The sequence below is a fragment of the Myxococcus hansupus genome, assembly GCF_000280925.3.
Classification (GTDB): domain Bacteria; phylum Myxococcota; class Myxococcia; order Myxococcales; family Myxococcaceae; genus Myxococcus; species Myxococcus hansupus.
The window spans coordinates 2,371,487-2,395,226 of sequence record NZ_CP012109.1 but is presented as its reverse complement, the minus strand read 5'-3'; the positions used below and the strand labels follow the sequence as shown (position 1 = coordinate 2,395,226).

Sequence of the window (23,740 nt, the reverse complement as noted above, 5' to 3'; positions counted from 1 at the left end):
GAGGGACGCCCGTCTCGTGGCTTCTACGCTCAGGGTCGATACCAGGCGTGGCTTGCGATGCCCACCCGGGAGAAGGCACAAGACGAGAGGCCGCAGGGACATCTCGGCCCCGGTTCCGAGCGCCGCCCCGCCCGGAACGGTTCTTGCGATGGGCCACGGCATGCACCACCCACGACGCCTTCTTCCCCTGCTGTTCGTCCTTCATGCAGTCACGGCCTGCATCAACGTTCCCGACATCGAGCCACCTCCTGGTGAGAACGAGGTGGATGCAGGCACCACGCCCGATGCAGGTTCCGACGTGCCTGAATCCCTCACCCTGCTCACCAGCTTCCCGGCAGGTGGGTCCACGCAAGTCGCCACTGGTACCCAGTTCACGCTCACCTTCTCAAGCCCTCTTGATACGGGGTCGCTGAGGGTGGAAGTGACGCCCCAGGTGAGCTTTCGCCCCATCGAGTGGGGCAATCGAGGCACGGTCGCGACGCTGCGCCCCTCGGCGGCACTGGAGCAGAACACGACGTACACCGTCACGGTCGACGCCAAGGCGCTCTCGGGGCCGTCGCTGACCGGAACCCGTTCGTTCTCCTTCAGCACGACGGGCCCCGCCCCCGATACACTCCCGCCGACGCTCCTGAGCACGACGCCCAGTCACGCAGCCGTCGGTGTTCCGCGAGACACGCTCATTGAGATTCTCTTCTCCGAGCCCATGGACAGGGACTCGGTTCAGACCGCCTTTGCCATCACTTCGCCCGCGGGTCTCAACTCCGGCAGCTTTACGTGGAATGAGACAAGTACCGTAGTGACGTACTCGCTTCCGTCGCGACCAGACCATGGCACCAGCATCACCTGGCAAGTCTCTACCTTTGCCAAGGACACAGCAGGCAACCCTCTGGAAGACACTGAACAACGAGAGTTCAGAATTGTTCGCCAATCTTCAGCGATGCTGCCTTTGCTGTATTCAGCGAGCGGAACCGTCACCGCCGACTCATCCGGGCGCCACTACCGGCCTTTCAATCTATACGATCTCGAGCGTATCGGAGATAATAGCGCCCACCAAAGCAGCCGGCTCTTTCTCAGCTTCAAGCTCGACGCCCTGCCCCCTGAACTCATCCGTATCAATCGGTCGACCGTCAGGTGGTGGTTGTCTTCTCAGACAGGCCAGCCCTTCGAAAAGCTTGGGCCCCTCCTGATGGAGTCTGTCGACGTAGGCGAATCGCTCCCCCAGTCAATTATAGAAGAAACAGAATACCCAGAGCTGGCCGCGGCCTACGATGCAATCCCTCTCGCTCCCGCCCTCAGCATCGGCGCAGCCGATACCGGAACACCGGGGGTATTCGACGTCACGCCTTTTGTCTCGCAAGATTGGGCCAGCCGAATGGACCGCAACCACAGGTCTCAGCTCCGTCTTCGATTCACTCAGGAAACCAACTATGACGGGGTCACTGACGAGCTACGTTCGAGCGTAAGCAGCCATGCCACGCTGGCCGAGCTTGAAGTCGTCTACGAGCACCCGTGACGTGCGCGAACAGACGAGCCGGAAGAAACCGGCTCGTCTCCGCATTACCTGCCGAAGCGACTAATCCTGGCTCTTTGGCACCACGAGGCCCTGACTCAGGCGCCTGAGCACCCGCTGCTTCTGCCGTCGCTTGTAGGCTTCGTGAGCGTTATCCCCACGTTCATTGAGCCGAGCCGTCTCCTCATCGACAATTTGGAACTCGACGAGCGAAATGATGATTCGGCCCTTTCGCTCACGGGTGTCTTCCTCTGGGGGCGGAAGATAGGCATCCATCCGCATGGGGATATCCACCACGAAGTTGAGCGCCCGATAGCTGTTCCCGGAAAAAGCGTTCCCGCCAGCGCCTTCGCGGTCTTCGTAATCGCGGTCTAAATGAAGCCTGGCAATGTGCTGCTCGAAGTGGGGGTTCTCTGCGAGCACCGCTTTGAAAGGCATCAGCGTGTTTTCGGTCTGCCCCGGCACGACGAGGTGAAAGGGGAACAGCCGCTGGGTGAGGTAGTACAGGACGGGCAACAAGTCCTCCCGCTTCCGAGTCACCACCCGGAAGCGGGTCCGGTCATAGACCTGTGCGGCAACCGTATCTTTCTTGGCCAGCAGCTTCGTGATGAGCGAGTCCTGCGTCTTGATGGAGTGTGCGAACTCCACGACAGGCAGCCCCTTCGCCTGCATCTCAGCAGCAACGCCCAAGACCCTTTCCGTAATCAGCCCCCCCAACTCCGCCTCTGACACAGGGAGGCGAAAGAGCAGATCTCGCCCTTCGATGTGCTGGATGACGTGCATCACCTTCAGAACGACGCAGGCAATCCGCCGATGCCGCGGCGACCCTTTGACACCTGAAGCGTAGAGAAAGAGGTCGTGGATTTCTTCGGGCCGAGCCACCGCGTCCGCGACGCGATAGTTGAACGTCTTGCGGAGGTACTCGACGGCTTCAGCCAGCACCCCACGTGCCCACTCCTCGTCGTAGGGCCGCGACACATCCAACTGAAGAAGCCGGAGGAAGTTGTCGACTTCCCCACGGGACTGGAAGTGCATCCGCCGCCAGTCGATGACCGAGCCTCCACGGAGGATGAGGCGGAGGCGTTCGAGCTCGCGCAACCCCATCCGCTCCACCGTACAGATGGGGATGTCCGGCAAAACGGGTGTTAGAGAAGGCGCCTTCACAGGGAAGCTTCCTAGCCGAGCCTCTTCGGCTAGAAAAGAGCTCTCCTCCCAAACGAAAAAGGGGCCGCTTCCCGTAGGAAGGGCCCCTTTTCGACCTCCGGAGCCACCCGCTACTGCGCGGAGATCACCCGGTTGTTCTCGTAGTGCACCTGGCTCACCACCTGGCCATCCTCGGCGAACTCCTTGACGACGCCATGCTTCCGGCCCTTCTTGTACTCCTCGACCAACTGAGGCTTCCCATTGGGGAAGTACATGATGCGCTGGCCGTGCCAGCCACCATCCTTGAACTCAGCGGTGCCGCGCTTGTTGCCGGACGCGTCGAAGAAGGTCCAGGTCCCGACCTTGAGGCCGTTCTCGAACTGCCCCTGGGCTGCCTTCACGCCATTGGGATGGTACTCCACATACGCCCCATGCGAAGTCCGGGGGCCGGCCTTCGTGTCGGACTTCACGCACGAAAGCCCCTCCTGCTTGGAGCCGAGCACGCTCGTTCCGGCAGGGCAGTTCAGCCGCTCCGATGCGTCTTCAGCCATCGCCGCTGGCGCAGCCAGCGCAAGTCCAAGGGTCAGCGTTCGAATCAGCTTGGTAGACAGCATTGACTCTCCTTTTCAAGACGCCGGGATTCCCGCGCCCCTCATTGAAACGCTTGGCTCCGGCCGAAATTCAGCGTCATTCCCGTTGACCTGTGGGGACCGCAATCCCCTCAAGAACAAGTCCACGCCGGCTTCCATCAATGACCGAGCCCCGCCCCGTGAACCAGAGCGGGGCTCGAATATTCACCTGAGCGTGCGACTACTGGTAGTTCGACTGATAGCAAACGAAGTTGCCATCAGTGAAGTAGAAGCCAGCCGAGTTGGTGGTGCTGTTCGCGGCAACGCAGAGGTTGACGATGATGTCCGCGTTGCTGCGGTTGGTGCCCGTCACCGTATAGTTACCCGAAGAGCTGCTGATGGACGCGTTGCTGCGGCCACCGTCCGTCTGGACGTAGAGGAAGTTGCTGAGCTCCGCAGCGGTCTGGGGGAACGGCGTGTTGGAGTACGCCTTGATGCGAATCCGCACGCGCTTGGGCTGGCTCGAGGGGCAGAACGCGTCCGTCGCGGCATTGATCAGCGCCGTGCTGTAGATGATGGGGCCCGAGGTGCCGAGGTCCGCCTTGTTGGGGAAGTTCGTGTAGTTCTGGCACGTCGGCGCGGGCGGCTCGGAGCAGACGCTGTTGGTGCAGATGAGACCATAGCCGCACGTGGACAGGCCCTCGCCGGAGCAGCTCTGACCGGGCTCCGGCTCCGTGTCACCCTCTTCGCACTGACCCGTGCCGGTGTTGCAGGTGCGGGTGCCCGTGCACTCCGAGTTGGACGTGCAGCGCGTCACGCAGACGTTGTCCAGGTCAGAGCAGACCAGGTCCGTGGAGCTGGAGCCCGTGCCACCGTTGCAGAGCACGTCGGTGGAGCACTGGCAGATGCGCGTGTTGGCGTTGGCGCCCGTGCCACCCAGCGGGGCGCAGGTCTTCGCCGTGTCGGGGCAGTCCGAACCCGAGTTACACGTCTGCACGCAGACCTGGGCCGTCGGGTGACAGATTTCCGTCTCGCCGCACTCGTCATTGCTGCTGCACGAGCCCTGAGACGTCGCCGGGTCGTCACAGCCAGCCATGAGACCGCTCATCGCGCCCAGCGCCGTGAGCACCAACATCATCTTGCGAAGCTGCATGTTGAGATTTCCTCTTTTTTGGAACGCCGCCCGGGGGGCCTCCGGCCACAGGCAACAGGCCCCGACATCCATGCGAGCAAGAGAGGCTTAGTCCCGCCCGTCCGGACGTGTCAACGAGTGTCGACGACTCCTGGACGGCTGCCTGGCCGGGAAATTCACCCGTTGCACAAGCACACAGCCGGGGCGGAGCGCATCGCGACGTGCATGTCGCGATGCGCTCTCATCACACCCCGCAGCTTCAGAAGGTGAACGGAAAGTCGATGGGCTCGCCCTTCCGCTTGTGACGCGGGAAGGACCAACTCTTGATGAGCCCGGTGATGCAACTCGCCATGTAGGTCGAACGGAATTCATCCGTGCGGCACGACACGGCCGCCGTCTTTCCGCTCGTCTCGATGGTCCACCGCATCACCAGCTTGCCGCTCAACGAGGGGTCCTTCTTCTTCTGCTCGTTGACGCACTTGATGATGGCCGGCTTGTTCGCCAGCACCACCGCCATGATGTCGGACTGCTGCAACCGGTCCGGCATGCCGCCCCCGGGCTCGGGAGGGACGTACGCCGTCGGACGCGCGGCCGTCGTCTTCGACTCCGAACTCGACGGCTTCTTCGTGCCGAAGAGCTCATCGAAGTCATCATCCGAGTCGTTCGACGAAGGCCGCTCGGCCCGCGCCGGCGCCGGCGTGGTGCGGGGCTCCGGGTCTTCCCGACGCGAGGAAGACGTCGTCCGGCGACTGCTGCTGGGCCGCTCCACCTTCGCCACCAGCGTCTCCGGGGGCTTCGAAGGCTCGGGCGCCGCCGGGGTCGGCGTCGGCGCGGCGGCCACGGCGGTGGGCGTCGTCTCCGGGGGCGGCGTCGGCGCGGGCGCAGTCGCGGTGTTCGCGGGCGCCGCCGCCACTTCCGTGCCCGGAGGCGGCGCGGCATTCACGGGCACCTCGGGAGCCGCGGCCGGCGCCGTTGCAACCACCGGCGGAGGCGCCGGGGGAGGAGGCGTCGGCGCGGCCACGGGCGGAGGCGCCGCCGCGACCACCGGGGGCGGCACCGGCGCGGCATCCGTGCCAGCCCCGCCCTTCATGAAGAACGCCATGGCGCCACCACCCACGACGAGCAGTCCCGCCGCGATGCCCACGAAGAGCCCCGTCTTGCCCTTCCCACCACCCTGCCCCACCCCCGCGGGGGGATAGGCGGGCGGGTAGCCCGGCGGCGGATACGGCGCGGGCATGGGCTGCGCGTACTGCGGCGCCTGAGGCTGGTGGCCATACGGCATCGGCGCGGGCTGCGCGTACTGCGGCGCCTGCGGCTGGCCATACGGCATTGGCGCGGCCATGGGCTGCGCCATCGGAACCTCTGCCCCCCGCAGCGACGGCGAGGACACCGGCTCCGGCGGCGGCATGGGCACATCGAGCAGCCGCGACTGCGACACCGGCTCCCTGCCCAGCGCGGGCGCGGGCGTCGGCGGCGGCTTGGACAGCGCGTCGTTCTCCTCCTTCACCAGCGAGGCCAGCACGCTCGCCGCGGACGGCTTCCAGCCAACGGGCTCCTCGGACGCGGGCGCCGGTCCCGACTCACCGCGAGCACCCTTGCCCGCGCTGAAGGCCGACTGCACCGGACCGGAGGACACCGTGGGCGTCGAACCCGACACAGGCTCGGGCGCGACGATGACGGGCTTGGAGGGCCGGGGCGCCAGCACCGACGCCAGTTCCGCGGTCTCCGACAGCGGAATCCAGTCGCTGAACCCCGAGCGCCAGCACAGGCTGTCCGGGCCCACTTCGCCGCGGTCCCACAGGTCCTTGACCTTCTCGACGGAGAAGGGGCCGACCTGCTTCTCGTCGATGGCCACGTACCACTCATGCGCGGCCGCGTTCGACTTCGCGTCGTCCTTGTCCGGCTCGGCCTCGGCCTCGGCCAGCTTGCGCACGTTCTCCGCGGACGCCTCACGCGCGGCGGCTTCGTTCGCCGCCTCCGTGGGAATCTTGTGCGTGCCGGAGCTCAGCACCTGGTCGAAGACGGCGCCAATCTCGTCCTCTTCCACGTCGGTGAAGAGTCCACCTTCGGGCGGCGTGCCCAGGGTGGCGGGCATGGTTGCCGCCGCGTCATTCCCCTTGCTCGCCTCACTCGAGGTGGAGGACTCGGAGGTCGCGGCCTCAGAAGCGGAGTCCTTCGCGGCCGGCGCGCCAGCGGGACGCACGGTGATGGTGTGGCCGCACTTCTTGCAACGAACCTTGACCCCCTTGGGGCCAATCTTGTCGTCGCTGATCATGTACTGCGCGCGGCAACTGTCGCAGACGAAACGCATCGTTCCCGTAAGCCTCGGAAATGACGGGAGAAATCCCGCGTGAATCGTAGAAGTGGCAGACGGAGGGGTCAAGGATACGAGCCAAGACCGCCCGCCTGCCTATTAACGCATGAACCCGGCTCCGGGTTCTGTCGCTACCTGCGCACCTGGACCTCCACGTGCGTACCCACTGCGACGCGCAGCTCGTGCAGGTCCTCGGAGGTGGCGAACACCAGGAGTTCCCGCAGCTTGCTGCGCACCGGAACGCGGAAGGCGGAGCCCGTCTCCCCCTGAACCATGCGGCGCACCGGCTCCATCTCACCCGCGGCGAGCAAGCCCGCCCGGGCCGCGGTGAGCTCCGCGCCCTCCAGATACTGACGCACGGCCTGCGGGGTGGCGGTGGGCAGCCACGCGCGGGCCGCCTTCGCCAGGGCCGCGCGGTCCGGCTCGCTGAGGCTCTTCTCCAGCAGCCGGCGCTCCGGTTCCACCAGGTGCTGTGCCTCGGCGATGCGCACGTTCCCCACGACGAGGCTCAGCGCGGCCTGGAGGATGGCTTCCAGCCGCTCGGGCGCCACGCGCTGGCTCAAGGCCAGCTCGGAGCGCGCCAGCGCCAGGGTGCGGCCCAGGAGGTAATAGACCTCCTTCAGCCCCTGCTCCGCGAAGTACTTGCCGCCCACCCGCAGCGAGGCCGGGTGCGTCTGCAGAAGCTCCACGTTGACGAGCGGCTCGGGCGCCGGCTCGTTGGAGCGCTTCGCCATCCGCTCACGCGTCGCCACCAGGAACGGCGAGTACAGCTCCACCGCCTCCATGCCGAGCACGCGCGCCACGTACCGGTAGTGGTGCACGTGGTACTCGGGCGCCGTCGCCACGTCGATGCGGTGGCGCTTGGGCACCAGTTGGTACTGCGGGAAGGGCACCGCGTACAGGTGGCCCACCTTCGCGAACAGCAGCCCCAGCAGCTCGGCCAGCGGCCCCCGCGCCTTCGGGTGGAACAGGTGGTTGTGCCAGAGCTGGTCGTTCAGCGGCCGAGGCTCCACCTTCTCCTTGCTCTTCGCGTAGGGCCCCAGCTTGGTGAGGATTTCCTGCTCGTCCTCCCCTGCTTCGCCCAGCAGGCCCGACACGGCCTGCGCCGCGAGCCACGCGCCGTCGTAGTCCTTGCGCATCGCGGACAGGCGCACCAGCGCGCCCACCACCTTGCGCGGGTCCGTCGTGTTCGGCAGCGCGCGCCTCAGCGCGGCGATGGCCTCGTCCTCGCGGCCCGGCATCTGCCCCGCCAGGTCCGCGAAGGCCTCCTGCACCGCCGCGTCGTCGGGCAGGCCCTTGGCCGCGACACCGTAGGCGGCCACCGCGCCCTCGGGGTGCTTGAGCACCTGGAGGTACAGGTCGCCGAGCGCGCGCCACAGCGCCATGCGCGCCACGTGCGTCTCCGGCGTCTTGGGCAGCCGGCCCAGCATCTTCGTGTAGTTCTCTTCCAGCGGCTTCCACTGTCGCGCCGCGCCGAGCATGGCCTCCAGCGCGCTGAAGGCCTCCACGAAGCGAGGGTCCAGGTCCAAGGCGGCGTTGAAGGCCTCGGTGGCGCCTTCCACGTCCTTCAGGTCGTCGCGGCGCAGCTCGCCCAGCGCGAACCAGACGCGCTTGGCCTTGTGCGGCTCCAATCCCAGCGCGGGGAGCGCGAGCATGCGCGCCAGCACGTCCGCCGCCTTCTGGCCCTGCCGCGTCTCACGCAGCAACACATAGAGCTGGTCCATCACCTCTGGCGCGTCCGGTTGGGACTTGAGCGCGTTGGTGAAGGCGTCGATGGCCATGTACGGGTCATGCAGCTCGTCGCGAGCGATGCGGCCCAACTCCAGACACACCTTCGCGCGAGCCTCGCCCTCGAGCACGCCCACCAACTGCTGGCGCAGGTCGGCGGACTTCTCGTACTGGCCCTGCTTCTCCAGCAGCGCGACCTGGGCGCGCAGCGTCGGCTCGTGGCCCGGGTCGATGGCCAGCGCCTTCTCGAAGTGGTTCTGCGCGCGGTCCGTCTGGTTCAGCGCGGCGTGGATGTCGCCGAGCTGCCAGTACACCTCCACCACCTCCAGGTCCGTCAGCTCCTCGCGGTGATGGATGAGGATGGTCTGGAAGACCTTGAGCGCGCCCTCGTAGCGGCGCGTCTGGACCAGCAGGTTGCCGTAGCCCTCCAGCGCCGGGAGGTACGTGGCGTCCAACTCGTAAGCCTTCTCGTAGCAGCCCAGGGCCTTGTCGCGCTTGCCCAGCTTCTCCGCCACGTAGCCCAGGCGGTAGAGCTGACGGCAGAGGTCCGCGGCGGAGACGGAGTCCTTCTCCGCCATGGCCATCTCCGCCATCTTCCGCGTGACGATGTCCAGCATCCGCTCGCCGGACGCCCAGTCCTCGTGCGCGATGTAGACATCCGACAACGGCCGCGCGGCCTCGAGGCTGTCCGGGATGTGCTTGAGCGCCTCCTGCCAGTAGCCGACGGCCGTGTCACGGTCCTCGCGCGTCTCCGCGTGGTACCGCGCCACGTCGAGCAGCGCGCGGCCCTTGGCCACGGGGTCATCGGTCTGCTCCGCTTCCTGACGCAGCGTCTGCTCGTAGCCGCTCCAGTCCTGCTCCTGCTCCTGGATGCCCTTGAGGGCGCGGATGCTGGGCAGGTGGCCCGCGTCCACGGCGAGCGCCTGCTGATAGGCGGTCCGGGCGCTGCCGGTGTCCATCAGCATGTCCTCGTTGATCTTCCCGAGCCGGTAGTAGAGCTCCACCGCGTCCTTCGACTGGCCGGCGATCTCCGCTTCCTTCGACAGCATCTCCAGCGCGAAGGGCCAGTTGCCACTGCGCTCGTACATCGTGCCCAGGGCGTGCAGCGCGGGGCGGCACTCGGCGTCCACGGAGAGCGCCGCGTGGTAGTTGTTCACCGCGCGGTCGAGCGCCTTGAGCTGCTGGTACTGGACGTTACCGATGTCCACGTACAGCTCGGCCTGCTCCTGCGGGCTGACGGCCAGCGCGAGCTGCCGCTCGTACGCCGCGATGAGGTCCTCCCACCGCGCTTGCGCGCGCCGCAGCCGGATGAGCGTCTTGATGGCCTGGACGTTCTGCGGGTCGATGGCGAGCACGCTCTCGACGCACACGTCCGCGTTCGCCGGGTTCTGGTACTTGTCCTCCCAGATGGTGGCGCTGCGGAAGAGGACGCGGATCTTCTCGCGCCAGTCCTCGCTCAGCTCCAGCATCCGCTCGTAGATGGCGAGCAGGTCCGCCGGGTGGTCCAGCCGCGTGTGGAGCCGCTCCAGCGCGTCCAGCGCCTCGCGGTTCACGGGGTCGAACTCCAACGCCTGCCGGTACGCGGCCACCGCCGACTCGTCGTCGCCGATGTCGCGCTCGTAGACGCCGGCCACCTCCACCTGGATGCGCGCGCGCTCCTCGATGCTGTCCGCCAGGTCACGGGCGCGCAGCAACGTGGACGCGACATCCGGCCACGAGCGCTGACGGCGATACAGCGCCGTGAGCACGCCGAGCGTCTCGGCGTCAGGCTCGAGCTCCAGGGCCCTCAGCAGCGCGCTGGCGGACTCGACCGGGTCCTCCAACTGCGCGTCCCAGACGCGGGCAATCTCACGGAGGATGCCCTTGCGCTGCTCGATGGAGCCGGCGGCCTCGAGCTTCTGCTCCAGGGCCACCACGTACTCACGCTGCCGGCCCCGGCGCTGGAACACCGCGGCGAGCCCGTCCAGCGCGGTGGCGTTGGTCGGGTCGAACTCGAGAATCTTCCGGAACGCCGCTTCCGCCGCCTGCGGGTCATCCAGGTGCGTGTCGTGGACGCGCGCGAGCGTGGCGTAGAGGCGCTCGGCCAGGGCGCCGCGGGGCAGCTCGTCGGCGACCTCTTCGTAGACGGCGGCCAGCTCTTCGTGGCTGCCCGTCTCGTCGGCCAGGCGCTCGACCTCCTCGCGCAGCGTGTCGTCCGACGCGTCCAGTTGGAGCGCGCGGCACAGCGCCAGGAAGGCCACGTCCTTCTGTCCCAGCCGCGCTTCCTGCACCCGGGCCAGCTCGCGCAGCGCGGCCAGCTTCTCCTCGTCCGTGACGAGGTGGGGCATGTAGCGGTCCATCACCTGGGCGTACGCGCGCCAGTCGTTGTGCGTGCGGTACAGCTCACACGCCCGCTCGTAGGCCGTGCGGTTGGCGGGGTCGAGTTCGAGGACCTTCTCCAGCGCCCCCGAGGACAGCTCGGGCTTGCCACCCTGCCCCACCCAGAGGTCCGCGACCGCGAAGTACGTGGCCACGGCCTGCTCGCGCTCTTCCACCAGCAGGTGCACCTGCACCTTGAGCTCCAGCGACCGCACGGCGTCGTTCCACGCGCGCAGCGAGACGAAGAGCGAGTGCACGCGGTCCAACTCGGGCACCTGGTGCGGCTCCACCTCCAGCGCGCGGCGGGCGGCGTCCAGCGCCTCCTCGCGGCGGCCCATCCCAGCGAGCACTTCCGCCAGCCGCAGCCGCAACGCCTTCACACCCTCGCTGCTCTCCTGCAGCGGGATGAGCCGGCGCAGCACACCCACCAGCTCTTCACGCTGGCCCGTCTCGTCGTACAGCTCACGCAGCGTGTCCAACACGCCCCGGTGGCGCGCGTCGCGGTCCAGCGCGGCCTTGAAGTACGGCACCGCCTGCTCCGGCTGCTTCAGCAGTCGGTACACCACGCGGCCCAGGCGCTCGTTGAGACGCACCACCTCGCGCGGGTCCAACGTCACCGCCAGCCGGCCTTCGAGGAGCTCGCGCAGGTCCTGGGGCCGGTCGGCGCGCTCGTACAGCGACTCCAGCGCGGAGAACGCCTGTTCGTTGCGCGCGTTCTTCGACAGCAGCTCACGGTAGAGCTCGATGGAGCGGCCCAGGTCGGCCAGGCCTTCCGACGACACCTGGGCCATCTTCGCCAGCACGCGGTCGCGCTCGGCGCCGGACACCTTCTCCGCCTGGAGCTTCAGGATGCCGTAGAGCTTCTCCGACGCTCCCGCGGACTCGTAGATGCCCTCCAGCAGACGCGCGGAGGCCAGGTGCCCCGCGTCCAGCGCGAGGATTCCCTCGTAGGCGCCGGCCGCGCGGTCGGGGCTGTCCAACCGCTCCTGGTAGAGCTGGCCCAGGCGGAACAGGTAACCGACGCGGTCCGCGGGCTCCGTCACACCGGCGACCAGGGACTCCAGGATGCCCGCGAGCTCCGGCCACGCCTCCAACTGGAGATAGAGCCGGTCCAACGCGACCAACGAGGGCTCCTGCACCGCGGGGTGCAGCGTGCGTGCGCGCTCGTAGTAGGAGACGGCGCGGTCCGAATCGCGCAGCTTCGTCTCCAGCATCTGCCCCAGACGCAGGCAGACCTGCGCGGCATCCGCGGCCTCGGCGATGCGAGGCAGCGCCTCTTCGTACGCGGACAGCAGCTCGTCGTAACTGGCGGATGCATCCGCCGCGTTCTCCAGACGGGCGCGAATCGCGGCGTCGTTCGGGTCCTCCTTGAAGGCGCGGAAGAGCGCCAGGAAGGCCAACTCCGCTTCCTCCTGGGACTCGCGCAGCGTGGCGAGCTCGCCCAGCAGCGCCTTGCGCTCGAACGCGTCGCCCGACACGCCCACGCGCGTCTCGATGACCTGCGACAGCCGCACCAGGTCGCCGCTGGCCCGAAGCGCGCGCAGCAGCGTCTCCACCGCGAGCAGGTTCTGCGGCTCGCGGGCGACGAGCGCCTCCATGCGTCCCACCGCGCCGGCATGGTTGGCCTGCACGGACAGCACCTCGCCGTACAGCGCCAGCGCGCCCGCGCGGTCCAACAGACGCGACTCACGCACGGTGGCCAGACGGAACTTCAGCTCCAGACCTTCCTCGGACGGCAGCAGCGCGATGCGGCGAGCCAGCGCGTCCGCCAGCTCCGGCCAACGCTCCTGCTTCTGGCAGAGCGTCTCCATGCGCTCCAGCGTCGGCAGGTCGTCCGGCTTGAGCTCCAGCAGACGGCGGAAGGTGGCCAGTGCGCCCAACGCGTCCTTGAGCTGCTCCTCCTGGAGCGTGCCCAACTGGAACAGCACGGCGGCGCGGCGCGAGGGTTCCTCGGCCACGGCGAGCTGCCGGCGCAGCACCTCCAGCAGCTCCGTGGGCTTGCCCTGCGACGCGACCAGGCGCACCGTGCCGTCCAGCGCCTCGGTGTCCGTCGGCCGCAGCTCCAGCACGCGCTTCCACGACGTCAGCGCCTCGGCCGGTTCGCCCAGGTCCGTCTGGATGCGCGCCAGCGCGCGGTACAGCTCGGCCCGCGACGTGTCGCCCGCCTTGCCCACCACCTCCGTCAGGATGGCGGCCAGCTCCTCGGGAGCCTCGGCCTTGTCCACCAGCGAGACGCACAGCTCCAACGAGCGCAGGTCATCCGGCAGCTCGCGCAGCGCGCGCGTGGCGGCCAGGAAGGCCATCTCCGCGTTCTCCAGCGAGCCGGAGTAGATCTCCGAGATGCGGCGGAGCAGCGCGGCGCGCTCCTGCGGCACGGCCTCCGCCGAGGCTCGCGACTCCAGCATCTCCACCTGCTTCAGGTGGTTGCCCACCGATGCGAAGATGGGCTCCAGCGCACTGGCGGCCGCGCCCCGCAGCGCGCTCTCCGAGCGCGCCATCTCCTCCAGCGCCCCGACAGCCCCGGCATGCCCGGCCCGGCGCGTGAGCACCGTCTGGTACAGCTCCAGCGCGCCGCGCGGGTCGTCCAGGCGCGACACCTTCAGGCGGCCCAGGCGCACGCGCAAATCGGAGGCCTCTTCCTGAGCCCCCGCTCGTCCGCCAGGTGGATTTCCCGCTCGATGTGCTGCGCCAGCTCCGGCCAGCGCTCCATCTCCGCGAGCACCCGTCCGAGCAGCTTCAGCGCGTTGGTGTTCTCCGGCCGCAGCCCCAGAATCTCGCGGTACGACTGTGCCGCCAGCGACTTGTCGGCCAGCGTCTCCTCGGCCAGATGCGCCAGCTCGAAGAGCAGGTTCACCTGCGACGACGCATTGGGCTCGGCCGCCACCTGCCGGCGCATGACAAGCGCCAGCTCGCGATGCGCGCCCGTGCGGCGGTGGACCCGCGCGATGGCGTCCAGCACCGCCTTGTTCTTCGGGTCGCGGCGCGACATCTCCTCCATCGCGCGCACAGCCAAATCATAGCGCTTGAGGCGGTTGTCGTAGATGCCGGCCAGGCGCCGCCACAAGTCACCCGCAAGGGGCTCCTGCGCGCCACGCTCCAGTTGGTCCTCGTACGCGGCGGCGACCTCTTCGAACGCACCGGAGTCGGCGGCCAGCCGCTCCAGCTCGTCACGCACCGTCGCTTCCTGGGGCGCCTCGTTGAAGGCGCGCAGCCGTGCGACGAACGCGAGCGACGTCTGACCGAGCGCCTCGCGCAGGGTCGCAATCTCCTGGACGTGCTCCAGGCGTCGCTCCGGGGCCACCCCGGGCAGCAGAACCTCCAGGACGTCCACGAGCTTCCGCGTGTCGTTGACGCCGCGGTAGACGGGCTCGAGCAGGCGCGCCGCCTCGGTGCGAGGCGCATCGTGCGCCATCAGCCGCTCCAGGCCCGCCACCACCTGTCCGTCTCCCGGCGCGAGCTCCAGCAAGCGCCGGTACACAGGCAGCGACTCCGCGGGGCCCACTTCCTTCTCCAGCAACTGAGCGCGCTTCAACAGCCAGTTGCGCCGCGTGGGCTCATCCGCCGAGCTGTCCGCGAGCTGGTCCAGGACGTCCGCCTGCTCCACGAAGCGCCGCGCCTTCGCGTACAGCTTCTCCAGCGCGAGCAGCCCTTCGGGCACCTTCCGGAGCGCCAACGCGGAGCGGTACGTCTCGATGGCCTTCGCGTCCTCGCCCGCGTTCGCATGGGCCTCGCCGGCCTTCAGCAGCAGCCCCACCCGCTCCTCGGGGTCCGTGGAGAGCTGCGCCTGACGCGCGTAGACCTCCGACAGGCTCTTGGCGTTCTGCCCCTTCTCGTACAGCCGGGACAGCGCCTCCAACGCCTGACGGTCCTGCGGCGCGTCCGCGAGCAGGCTCTTCCACAGGCGCGCGGCCTCCTCGGGCTGGTCCAACGACTCACGCAGCTCCGCCGAGCGCCGCAGCAGGTCCAGCGCCGAGGGGTCGCCCGAGGTCAGCTCGGACGCCGCCGTCTCGTAGATTTCGGCCAGCACCTCGTGCGAGCCCGTCTCGCGCGCCAGCCGCTCCAGGTCCGGCCGCACGCCGTCCCGGTCCAATCCCTGCGCGAAGGACTTCACCGCGGACATGAACGCCAGCGAAGGCTGGAGCATGTCCCGCTCATGGATGCGGCGAATCTCGCCCGCGAGGAGAATCTTCTCCACCGTGAGCGCGGAGGCCATGCGCGCCTCGCGCAGCGCCACGCGGCGGGCATGGTCGCCCACCTGCACGAGCACCGGGTCGAGCACCTCCAAGGCCGCGCCACTCGCCGGCACCGCCGCCTTCACCCAGGCCTCGAGCGCCGCCCGGGCCCCCGGGTGGCCCGAGTCCTCGGCCAGAATCTTCCGGTAGAGCCCCAGCGCCGCGTTGGGGTCATCCAGCACGGTGCGCTGGAGCTCCGCCAGGCGGAACGACACTTCACGCCCCTGCGGGCTCTGCCCTTCCTGGTTGCGGCGCAGCGCCAGCGCCCAGGCCAGGTCCGTGTGCCGGGCGCTCTCGGTGTAGAGGCGGTCCAACGTCGCCGCGGCCTCGCGGCTCGCCGGGTCGCGCTCCGCGATGACGCGCCACGCGTCGGCGGCGCTCTCCTTGTCCATCAACTTCGTCTCGTGAAGCAGCGCGGCCTCACGCAGGAACGCCAACTGCTCGGCCGGCTCCGGAGACGCGGCGGACAGCTTCTCCAGCACCTCCGCGAGCGCGGCCCACTCCTCGCCCGCGCGGTGCAGCCGCTGGAGGGCGCGCAGGCAGTCCAGGCTGCCCGGCTCGATGGCCAGCAACGCGCGCAGTGCATTCACCGCGCCCGCCTTGTCGTCGAGCTTCTTCTCCTGCACCTCCGCCAGCTCACGCAGCAGCGCCAGGCGCGCGGGACCGACGTCACCTTCCTCGGCCAGCTCGGCGAGAATCTCCGCGTAGCTGTCCAGCGAGTCCGCGTCCTCCGCCGCCTGCCGCGCCGACGAGCGCAGCCCCGCGTCTCCCGGCGCCAGCCGCAAGGCACGCGCGAGCGCCGCGAAGGCCAGCTCCGGTTGGCGCAGGTGCGACAGGTGAACCTGCGCCGCCTGCCGCAGCGCCTGCACGCGCGCGGCATCGTCCTTCGCCACCTCCGCGAGCACGTCCAGCGTGGACACCAGCTTGCGGTGGTCCTTGGTGCGCTCGAAAGCGGGCACCAGCACCCGCGCCGCGGCCTCGCGCGACGGGCCCGAGGCCAGCATCGCCTCCAGTGCCGCCAGCGCATCCGGATCCGTGGGGCGCTGGAGCAGGATGTCCGCGTAGCTCTGCACCGCCTCCGCGCTGCCGTCCTGCGAGTCCTGCAGCAGGTGCGCGCGACGCAGCTTCAACCGCGCCACCTTGTCCGCGTCACCCGCGGACTCGGCCAGCGCGATCAGCCGCGCCAGCGTGTCGCCCAGCTCCCGCGTGCGGCCCGCCTTCTCATACAGCTCGGCGAGACGCGGCAGGTGCTTGCCCTCCTCGGCCCCATGCGAGAGCGCTGACTGCAGCGCCTCGGCGGCCTGGGCGTCGCGGCCCAGCTCCGTGTTGAGGTCCACCAACTGGAGCAACAGCTCCAGCCGCTCGGGCCCGCGCGCGCCCTGGATGCGCTTGCGCAGCAAGCCTTCCGCGTCCGCCGAGCGGCCCGCGCGTCCGTACAGCCGCACCAGTCGCTGCAGCAGCGCGTTCGACTCGGGGGCGCGGGCGACAGCGGCTTCCAGCGCCGTCATGGCCTCGGCCGCGAGCGCGCCCTCTTCCGCCAGGCTCGCCGCCTCGAGCAGCAGCGGCACCGCCACCGCGGGGTCCTCGGACTCGGAGGCCAGCGTGCGCAACACCCGCCCCAACTCGGCGTGGGCGGACAGGTCGCGCGCCAGCCGCAGTGTCTCCGCCCGGCCCCCTTCGTCCTTCGTGTCCTCGCGCAGCGCGCGGACGCGGACGTCGAACGCAGCGCGGCTGTCGGCCAACTGCTTCTCATGGACGCTGGCCATCAGCGAGAAGAGGCGCTTGCGGGCCGAGGCCTCCGTCGTCACCTCCAACTGCTGGTGGAGCGCGGCGACCTGACGCTGGTGGTCGCCACTGCGGCCGTAGTGCGCCGCCAGCGCCTCGGTCACCTCGGGCGTGCGAATGCCCGCCGCGGCCAGCCGCTCCAGGCCGCCCACCACCACGCCCGTGGAGACGTTCTCCGCGAGCAGGCCGAGGAACAGGTCCGTCGCGTCCTCCTGACGGCCCAGCCGCTCCGCGTAGAGCTTCGCCTGGCGCGCCGTCCACTCGTTGCGCTCCAACTGCGTCTCGGCCAGCCCCGCCAGGCGCCCGGCCAGCGCCGCCGCCTCGTCGAACTTCGACAGGGAGACGCAGAGCGCCTGGAGCCGCTGCACCGCCGCCGCGTCATCCGGCGCCATCTGCACCAACTGACGCGCGAGCGGCTCCAACTCCTCGGGCGCCGTGCTGGCCGCCTCGCGCCGCGCGAGGTCCGCTTCCAGTCGGGCCTTCGGGTCATCCGCGAGCGCCGCGGCCGCCTGGAGCGACTTCACCGCCTCCATCGCCGCCGCGTCTCCGGGGACGCGGGCCAGCACTTCCCGCCACGCGGCCTCCGCGCGCGAGGGGTCCGCCAAGGGGCCTTGGAGCAACTGCGCGAGCTGCCGCCACAACGTGGCCGCGACCTCCGGCACCGGGGCCGCCTGCGCCGCGCGTTGCAGCGCCAGGGCCAGCGCGGGCTGCACCTGGGCCTTCTCCGCGTGCTCCACCACCGAGCCCAGCAGCAGCGGCCGACCCGGCTCCAGCTCCAGCGCGCGTGACAGCACCTCGAAGGCGCCGCGCGCGTCGTCCTTCTCCTCGAACATCAGCGCGAGCGCCTCGCAGAAGGCCACACGCTCCGGCCGCGGGCGCGGCGCCAGCAGCGCCAGGTCCAGCAGCGGCACCACCGCGTCCAGGTTCTCGTCCTCCGCCAGCAGCCGCGCCAGTTGGAAGGCCGCGAGCGCCTGCGTGGGGTCCAGCTTCAGCGCCGCTTCCAGGTGCTCGCGCGCGGCGTCCGCGTCGCGAAGCTGCGTCAGGAAGAGGTCCGCGAGGCGCAGCCGCATCGCCGCCTGCGCCGAGCGGTCCTTCACCGTCGCCAGGTAGCGCTCCAGCACCGCCACGGCCTCCGGAGCGCGGCCCTTCTCCAGGAGCTGCTCCGCCGTCAGGCTCGCCGCGTCCGCACGCGAGGGGTCCGCCGCCACCGCCTTCTCGAAGGCCGCCAGCGCGCCGTCCGCGTCGTTCAACCGGCCCAGCCGCAGCGTGCCCACGCGCAGCCACAGGTCCACCTGCGCGTTGCGGTCCTTCACCTCGCCCGCCATCGCTTCAATCTGCGCAATCGCCGGCGCGAAATCGCCGCCCGCGCGCAGCGTCAACTTCTCGATGAGCGACAGGCCCTCCGGCATGCCCGGCCACAGCAGGAAGCAGCGGTCCAACGCCTCCTTCACCTTGGCCGCCGAGCCCGGGTCGTACCAGGCGAAGAGCTTCGCCACGAGCAGCGACAACCGCGCCGCGCTCTTCCGGTCCCGCTCCTCCAGCGACATGCTGCGCAGCATCCGCACGCGGTCGCGCCACGTCTGCTCGAAGCGCTGCAGCGCCCGCGCCGCCTTCTCCAGGCGCGCGTTCTGCGGCTCCAGCACCCGGGCGACCTCCACCACGCTCTGCGCCAGCTCGTGCTCGGTGGGGTCATCCACCAGCCGCTCGGCGAGCGCCGCGTACTCCTCGGCCATGCCCGCGTCGCCCAGCGCCGCGCGCTCACGCTCCAGCGCCTCGAAGGCCGGCTGGAAGCGCTCTTCCGACAGCAGCAACTGCCGCACGCGCCGGAAGACGGCCCGGTCCGGCTTCGCTCGCGCCGCGCGCTGCAGGCACAGCACCGCCCGGTCGCGACGGAACAACTTCTGCTCGTAGACGTCCGCGGCCTTCAGGTAGTGGCCCGCGCACTCCTCGCCCTGCGTGACACCGCCCAGGCGCTCCAGGATGTCCGCCAGCGCGGCGCCATCCTGCCGAGACTCGTGCAGCCGCTTCAGACCGCGCAGCGCGGGCAGTGGGTCCTTCGCCACCAGCAACGCGCGCTTGAGCAGCTCCTCCGCGCGCTGCGTGTTGCGCTGACGGTCATGCGCGAGCTCGGCGGCGCGGCACAGCAGGCGCACCGCCTCGTCGGAGACCACGTCGCGGGAACGCCCCTCGTACAGGCGGATCAATTCCTCGATACGGCCGGCCTTTTCGAGAGCCGCTTCGGTTTCGACGAAGGTGCGGTCATCGGACACGCGCAGCGTGGGACGCGACGAGGGCGTGGGCTGTTGCATGGAGGGGCGGGCCTTGGAATGGAAAAGAAAAGCAGCGAGGGCGCCAGTGACCGGAACTCTACCGGTCGCCAGCGCCCCCGAGCAATCGTGCAAAACCCGCCAAACGGCGGGAATCATTGACCTTCTTGCTACCCAGCCGAGGGAGCGTCGTCAGGCGACGTCTCGTCACCCGCGCTTCCATCCGCCGCGTCCGCCGTGGGGGCAGGGGCAGCCGCGGTCTCAGGAAGCGCCTTCGCACGCTCCACACCGGCGCTGTCGTTCAACTGGGTGTAGAGGGCGATGGCCTTGTCACGCTGCTGCAGCTCCTCCGCGAGCTGAGCGGCGCGCGGCAGGTTGCCGAGCTTCTCGTGCAGCGGGAGCGCCTTGTCCTTGCGGCCCGCCGTCTCCCACGCCTCGGCGGCGGCGGTGACGTCGCCCAGCAGCTCCAGCCAACGGGCGCGGCCCGCGGGCTTCTGCTCCTGCTCCGCCCGAGCCAGCTCCTTCTGCGCCAGCTCCTTCGCCTCGTCGTCCAGCTTCAGACGCTGCATGAAGTGGAAGGCCTTGGGCGGAGGCAGCGGGCTGAGGACCTCGACGGCCTCACGGCGCTGACCGACCGCCGCGAGCAGCGTCGCTGCGCCGAGCCGATCACCCCGCTCCACCAGGCTCTTCACCTCGAGCCCCCGGATGCGGTTGGCACTGGCGATGTCCCGCGCGCGCTCGTACGACTTGCGCGCCAGGGTCAGCTTGCCAGAGCGCTCGTAGGCGAGCGCCGCCTGGTCGAACTGGCGCGCGCGCTCGTAGAGCCGGGCCACGTTCTCGAAGTCCGCCTTGCCGACGTAGTGCTCCATGAGGAGCTCGTAGGCACCGGCCTTCTCCAGCGTGGGCGCGAGCTGATCCGGAGGCAGCGTGCCCACCAACCGGCGGGCCATGTCGTTGTCGCTCCCCGACAGGGCGTTGCGCAGCGCGCTCTTCAGGTCACCACCCGCCTCGAAGAGGCGCGCGGCCTCCGCGAAGGAGTTGTTCCGCTCGTGCAGCCGACCCGCGTCACGGGTGCGGCCCATGGTCTCGAGCTGCTTGGCCTGCTCGTCCCAGGTGCCGGTCAGCTCCGGCAACGGACGCTCGCCACGCTCCGGGCGCTCAGCCCGAGCCGGACGCTCGCGGCGCTCACCCCGCTCCGGGCGCTCGCCACGCTCGCGGCGCTCACCCGAAGCCGCGCGCTCGCCACGCTCCGGGCGCTCACCCCGAGCCGGACGCTCGCGACGCTCACCGCGCTCCGGGCGCTCGCCACGCTCACGGCGCTCCTCGCGAGGCGCCGCGACGGGCTCCTCCACCTCGGCGCCCGGCTGGCGGCCGCTCGCGGCGAAGGCCGCCTCGGCGCGCTCGGAATCACCCGCGGCGCGCCAGGCCTGGCCCACCAGGAAGAGGACGTCCGTCCAGGCCTCGAACTTCTCGCGCGCGGGGTCCACTGCGGGCGCGGCGGCCTCCGTCGGAGCAGCGGCCTCCGCGGGCGCGGCCGCCTCACCCTCGGCCGCGGCAGGCGCCTCGGCGGGCGTCTCGACCTCAGCGGGGGCAGGCGCCTCGGCGGGCGCGGCGGCCTCGGCCGAACCCGCCTCGGGGGCGGCCGGCTTGGGCTGGCGCTGAACGCGCAGCAGCGTGGTGATGAGGCGGCCACGCGTGTTGAGGTCCAGGTCGTCCAGGGACTTCAGGCGCATGGGCCGCAGCGAGCGGACAATGGCCTGCAGCGGGCCCTTCTCCGCGCCGAAATCCGTCTTGGAGAGTGCCTTCTCCAGGATGCTCAGCTCGGAGATGACGCGCTGACCGGGGCCCACCGGGCCCTCTTCACGATCACGCCCGCGTCCACGTCCGTCGCCACGCCCACGGCCTTCGCCGCGTCCTGGACCACCCCGCCCACCAAATCCACCACCCGGTCCGTCACGGCGAGGACCCTGGCCCGGTGCACCCCCGTCACGACCGCGCCCACCCGGGCGCGGCCCACCGCTTCCATTCTCCTGAGGCACGTCTGTCTCCCGCTAGAACGCGTAGCGAATGTTCGGCGCCACCGCGAACCCGAACGAGCCCCCGGAGACGAGGTAGCTCCCCGTCACCTCGAGCCCCACGGAAAAGTGGCGCAGCCGTGTGTAGTACTCCACTCCGGGCCCGGCAAACACAAGAATGTCGGAATCGGGGAGGAGCCGCTTCGGCGAAAACATCGCATAGCCAGCACCCGCGCGGAGATAGAACCAGGTGCGCTTCACTTCCTGACTGTCCGCGAAGCCCACCAGCCGAGCACGCAGCGACGCGCCGGGAACCAGGGCGGAGAAGTCACCGGACACCGCGCCGCCCGAGTTGCCGACGTAGTCAGCGCTCGTCCGGATGCTCGAGCCCATGATGAACAGGCCGACGGACAGGCGCTCACCCAGGTCGATGCCCACTTCCACCTGCGCCATGGGCCCGGAGGAGAACGGACGCGGCGTGCCCGCGGGCGCCGGGGGGTTGGTGAGGAACAAGGGCCCACCGAGCACCCCGAAGTAGATGCCCCGCTCGATTTCATCGAACGTGACGGCGGGGCGATCCCCCGGGGCATTGGTGGGCGTCTGGGCGCTCGCGACCGTGGGGAGGAGGAACGAGGCGCACAGGGCAAGTGAGGCGAGGGCTTTCATGCGGTCCTGACGTTGGCCCGGCTCCCGGGGGGAGTGAGAGCCGGGGAAAGGCGCGGTGGGCGGACCCGCATTCAGGCCCGCCCACCCGAAAGAAAGGCCACCCGGCGCTATTCGCCGGACTGCTTGAAGATGAACGGATACGTGACGACCACCACGCCGCCGCCCTTCGGCTCGGGGAACTTCCAGGTGCGCACACGGCCGGCCACGCACGTCTCCAGCTCCGCGTTGCCGGCGGTGGACTGAGCCACCGACGACGAGGCGACCGAGCCGTTCGCGGCGATGACGAACTTCACCGCCACCTTGCCGCCCAGCTTCGGGAAGCGGTTGAGCATGCTCTCGTAGCAGTAGCGGATCTGCCCGCGGTTCATGTGGATGACCTTGCGGATGAGCTCCTTGTCCAGCGAGCCCATGACCTCCGGCTCCGAGGACGTGATGCCCACGTCGACGCTCTGCTTGCCACCCAGCACGCCCACGCCGCTGCCGTAGGAGCCGGTGCCGCCGCCACGGCCCTTGGTGCCAATGCCCCCGATGCCGATGGTGTCACCGGTGCCGCCACCGCCACCGCCGCCGCCGCGCAGCCCCAGGCCGCCGAAGCCGCCCGACGTGCCCGCCTTGGCGCCGAACATGTTGCCCATGGCGCTCTTCAGGTCGCCGCCCAGGCCGCTCTTTCCGAACACGGTGGAGATGCCGCCCTTGCCGCCGCCGAAAATCTTGGCCGTCAGCGCGCGCGCCTCGTCCTTCTTGTTCGGGTCGCCCTTGGGCGCGGTGCGGTTGTTCGTCTTGGGCGCGTCCTTCTTGCCCATCTGGCCTTCGTCGCCGCGGCTCTTCGCGGCCATCTCCCCGCTCTTCTTCTGCTCCTTCTGCTGGTTGAGCCGCTCGAGGAACTTGTTCTTCTGCGTCTCCGGCGGCTTGATGATGAGCTTGGCGATGCGGGCGTTGTCGGACGACAGCTCGTCCGCGTACTCGTCGCCAGCGCCCGAGCGGTTCATCGCGGTGATGACGAACGCCGTCGCGATGAAGAACAGCACCAGGAAGATGTTGAGCGCGGTGTAGTCCATCGACTCGCCCAGCGGCACCACGACGCGCTTGGGCACGGGCTCGAAGCCCGCCTCGACCGACACGCCGCCCAGGTCCACCCAGATGAAGTCATCCGCTTCGAGCGTGAGCGAGTACGCGTCACCCTCGTGCGACGCCTTGCCGGACTCGATGACGGCCTTGAGGTCCAGCGTCTCGCCCTTGCGGGTGAGCTCGCCCTTCATCTTCGCGCTGAAGCGCACGACGAAGGACTGGCCGTCCGAGCGCAGCACGTCGAACTTCGGGCCTCCCAGCCGGGAGTCGCCCATGACGAAGTCCACGCCCTTCTGGCTGCCCACCGTGAAGATCCGCTTCTTGCCGGGCGCCATGAAGAACTCGCCCACGCGCTGCTCACCCCACATGAAGTGCAGGGCGACGCCCATCGGGCCGCTGGACTTGGCGCGGCGCACGGTGCGCACGCGCGGCGCGGCTTCCACGGGAGCGACCGGGGCGGGCTCGGGCGCGGCGGCAATCACCGCGCTCTCCTGCGTGGCGGCGAAGGACGGGTCGATGGCGGCCTCGACCGGGGCGGCCACCGCGGCCTGCGCCAGGCTCACGGCCGGCGCCGCGGCGGCGACCACCGCGTTCTTCTCCGTCTCCACGTCGGAGCTGGCGGCGGCGGCGGCCAGGTTCACCGCGGCCACGGCGGCCGGGTTCTCCAGGCGGATGGTGGTGCCACCCACGCGAATCTCATCGCCAAAGGACAACTGCCCCTTGGTGACGCGCTTGCCGTTGACGTACGTGCCCTCGACGCTGCCCATGTCGATGATGGACATGGCGCCGTCGCCGGCGACCTCGATGACGGAGTGGATGCGGCTGACCTTGTCGTCTTCCAGGCACAGGTGCGCGGAGGACAGACGGCCAATCTTGATGATGTCGCGCTCGTAGTCCTTGGAGGCGACCATCGAGTCGCCCTTGAAGACCTTGAGTGTCAGAGGAACGGCCAT

At 69.7% G+C, this 23,740-nt stretch carries 9 protein-coding genes and 1 pseudogene; 1 reads left to right on the top strand and 9 read right to left on the bottom strand.

All coding sequences use genetic code 11. From position 1 onward, the window contains the following. Positions 1 to 148 precede the first annotated feature (148 nt). Entirely contained in the window at positions 149 to 1,513 is a 1,365-nt protein-coding gene (locus tag A176_RS09795; RefSeq protein ID WP_044891077.1) for an Ig-like domain-containing domain, read from the top strand. A gap of 60 nt (positions 1,514 to 1,573) precedes the next feature. Here A176_RS09795 and A176_RS09790 read toward each other — a convergent pair whose 3' ends face one another. From A176_RS09790 to gltG, 9 genes and pseudogenes are all read right to left on the bottom strand, one after another. Beyond that, positions 1,574 to 2,674, bottom strand: coding sequence for a TIGR04552 family protein (locus A176_RS09790; protein ID WP_021781620.1), 1,101 nt, complete (start codon positions 2,672 to 2,674; stop codon positions 1,574 to 1,576). 110 nt (positions 2,675 to 2,784) lie between these two features. After that, positions 2,785 to 3,123 carry a toxin-antitoxin system YwqK family antitoxin gene (locus A176_RS09785; RefSeq protein WP_226994267.1) on the bottom strand — a complete coding sequence of 113 codons (339 nt, stop codon included), beginning with the start codon at positions 3,121 to 3,123 and terminating at the stop codon, positions 2,785 to 2,787. A 340-nt stretch (positions 3,124 to 3,463) separates the two neighbouring features. Further along, positions 3,464 to 4,375 (bottom strand): hypothetical protein, encoded by a 912-nt coding sequence (locus A176_RS09780; protein WP_002640392.1) that lies wholly within the window; start codon positions 4,373 to 4,375, stop codon positions 3,464 to 3,466. Positions 4,376 to 4,613: 238 nt separating this feature from the next. After that, positions 4,614 to 6,665, bottom strand: coding sequence for an adventurous gliding motility protein GltJ (gene gltJ / locus A176_RS09775; protein WP_021781619.1), 2,052 nt, complete (start codon positions 6,663 to 6,665; stop codon positions 4,614 to 4,616). Between the two features lie 134 nt (positions 6,666 to 6,799). Beyond that, positions 6,800 to 19,080: pseudogene (locus tag A176_RS40870) on the bottom strand (tetratricopeptide repeat protein). Positions 19,081 to 19,208: 128 nt separating this feature from the next. Further along, a complete protein-coding gene (locus A176_RS09765; RefSeq protein WP_002640397.1) occupies positions 19,209 to 20,888 on the bottom strand; it encodes a hypothetical protein in 1,680 nt (559 codons plus the stop codon). Then, positions 20,855 to 21,064, bottom strand: coding sequence for a hypothetical protein (locus tag A176_RS39805; RefSeq protein ID WP_226994265.1), 210 nt, complete (start codon positions 21,062 to 21,064; stop codon positions 20,855 to 20,857). Before A176_RS39805 ends, A176_RS09765 begins: the two co-directional genes overlap by 34 nt. A 25-nt stretch (positions 21,065 to 21,089) precedes the next feature. After that, complete coding sequence (gene cglE, locus A176_RS09760; RefSeq protein ID WP_002640399.1) at positions 21,090 to 21,719, bottom strand: adventurous gliding motility protein CglE; 630 nt, start codon at positions 21,717 to 21,719, stop codon at positions 21,090 to 21,092. Between the two features lie 107 nt (positions 21,720 to 21,826). Further along, entirely contained in the window at positions 21,827 to 23,740 is a 1,914-nt protein-coding gene (gene gltG, locus A176_RS09755; RefSeq protein ID WP_002640400.1) for an adventurous gliding motility protein GltG, read from the bottom strand.

Bases quoted from the DNA above. Each gene is read 5' to 3' on its own strand.
- A176_RS09795 (WP_044891077.1), top strand. From the start codon at position 149: ATGGGCCACGGCATGCACCACCCACGACGCCTTCTTCCCCTGCTGTTC.
- A176_RS09780 (WP_002640392.1), bottom strand. From the start codon at position 4,375: ATGCAGCTTCGCAAGATGATGTTGGTGCTCACGGCGCTGGGCGCGATG.
- A176_RS39805 (WP_226994265.1), bottom strand. From the start codon at position 21,064: ATGGAAGCGGTGGGCCGCGCCCGGGTGGGCGCGGTCGTGACGGGGGTG.
- gltJ (WP_021781619.1), bottom strand. From the start codon at position 6,665: ATGCGTTTCGTCTGCGACAGTTGCCGCGCGCAGTACATGATCAGCGAC.
- gltG (WP_002640400.1), bottom strand. From the start codon at position 23,740: ATGGCCGTTCCTCTGACACTCAAGGTCTTCAAGGGCGACTCGATGGTC.
- cglE (WP_002640399.1), bottom strand. From the start codon at position 21,719: ATGAAAGCCCTCGCCTCACTTGCCCTGTGCGCCTCGTTCCTCCTCCCC.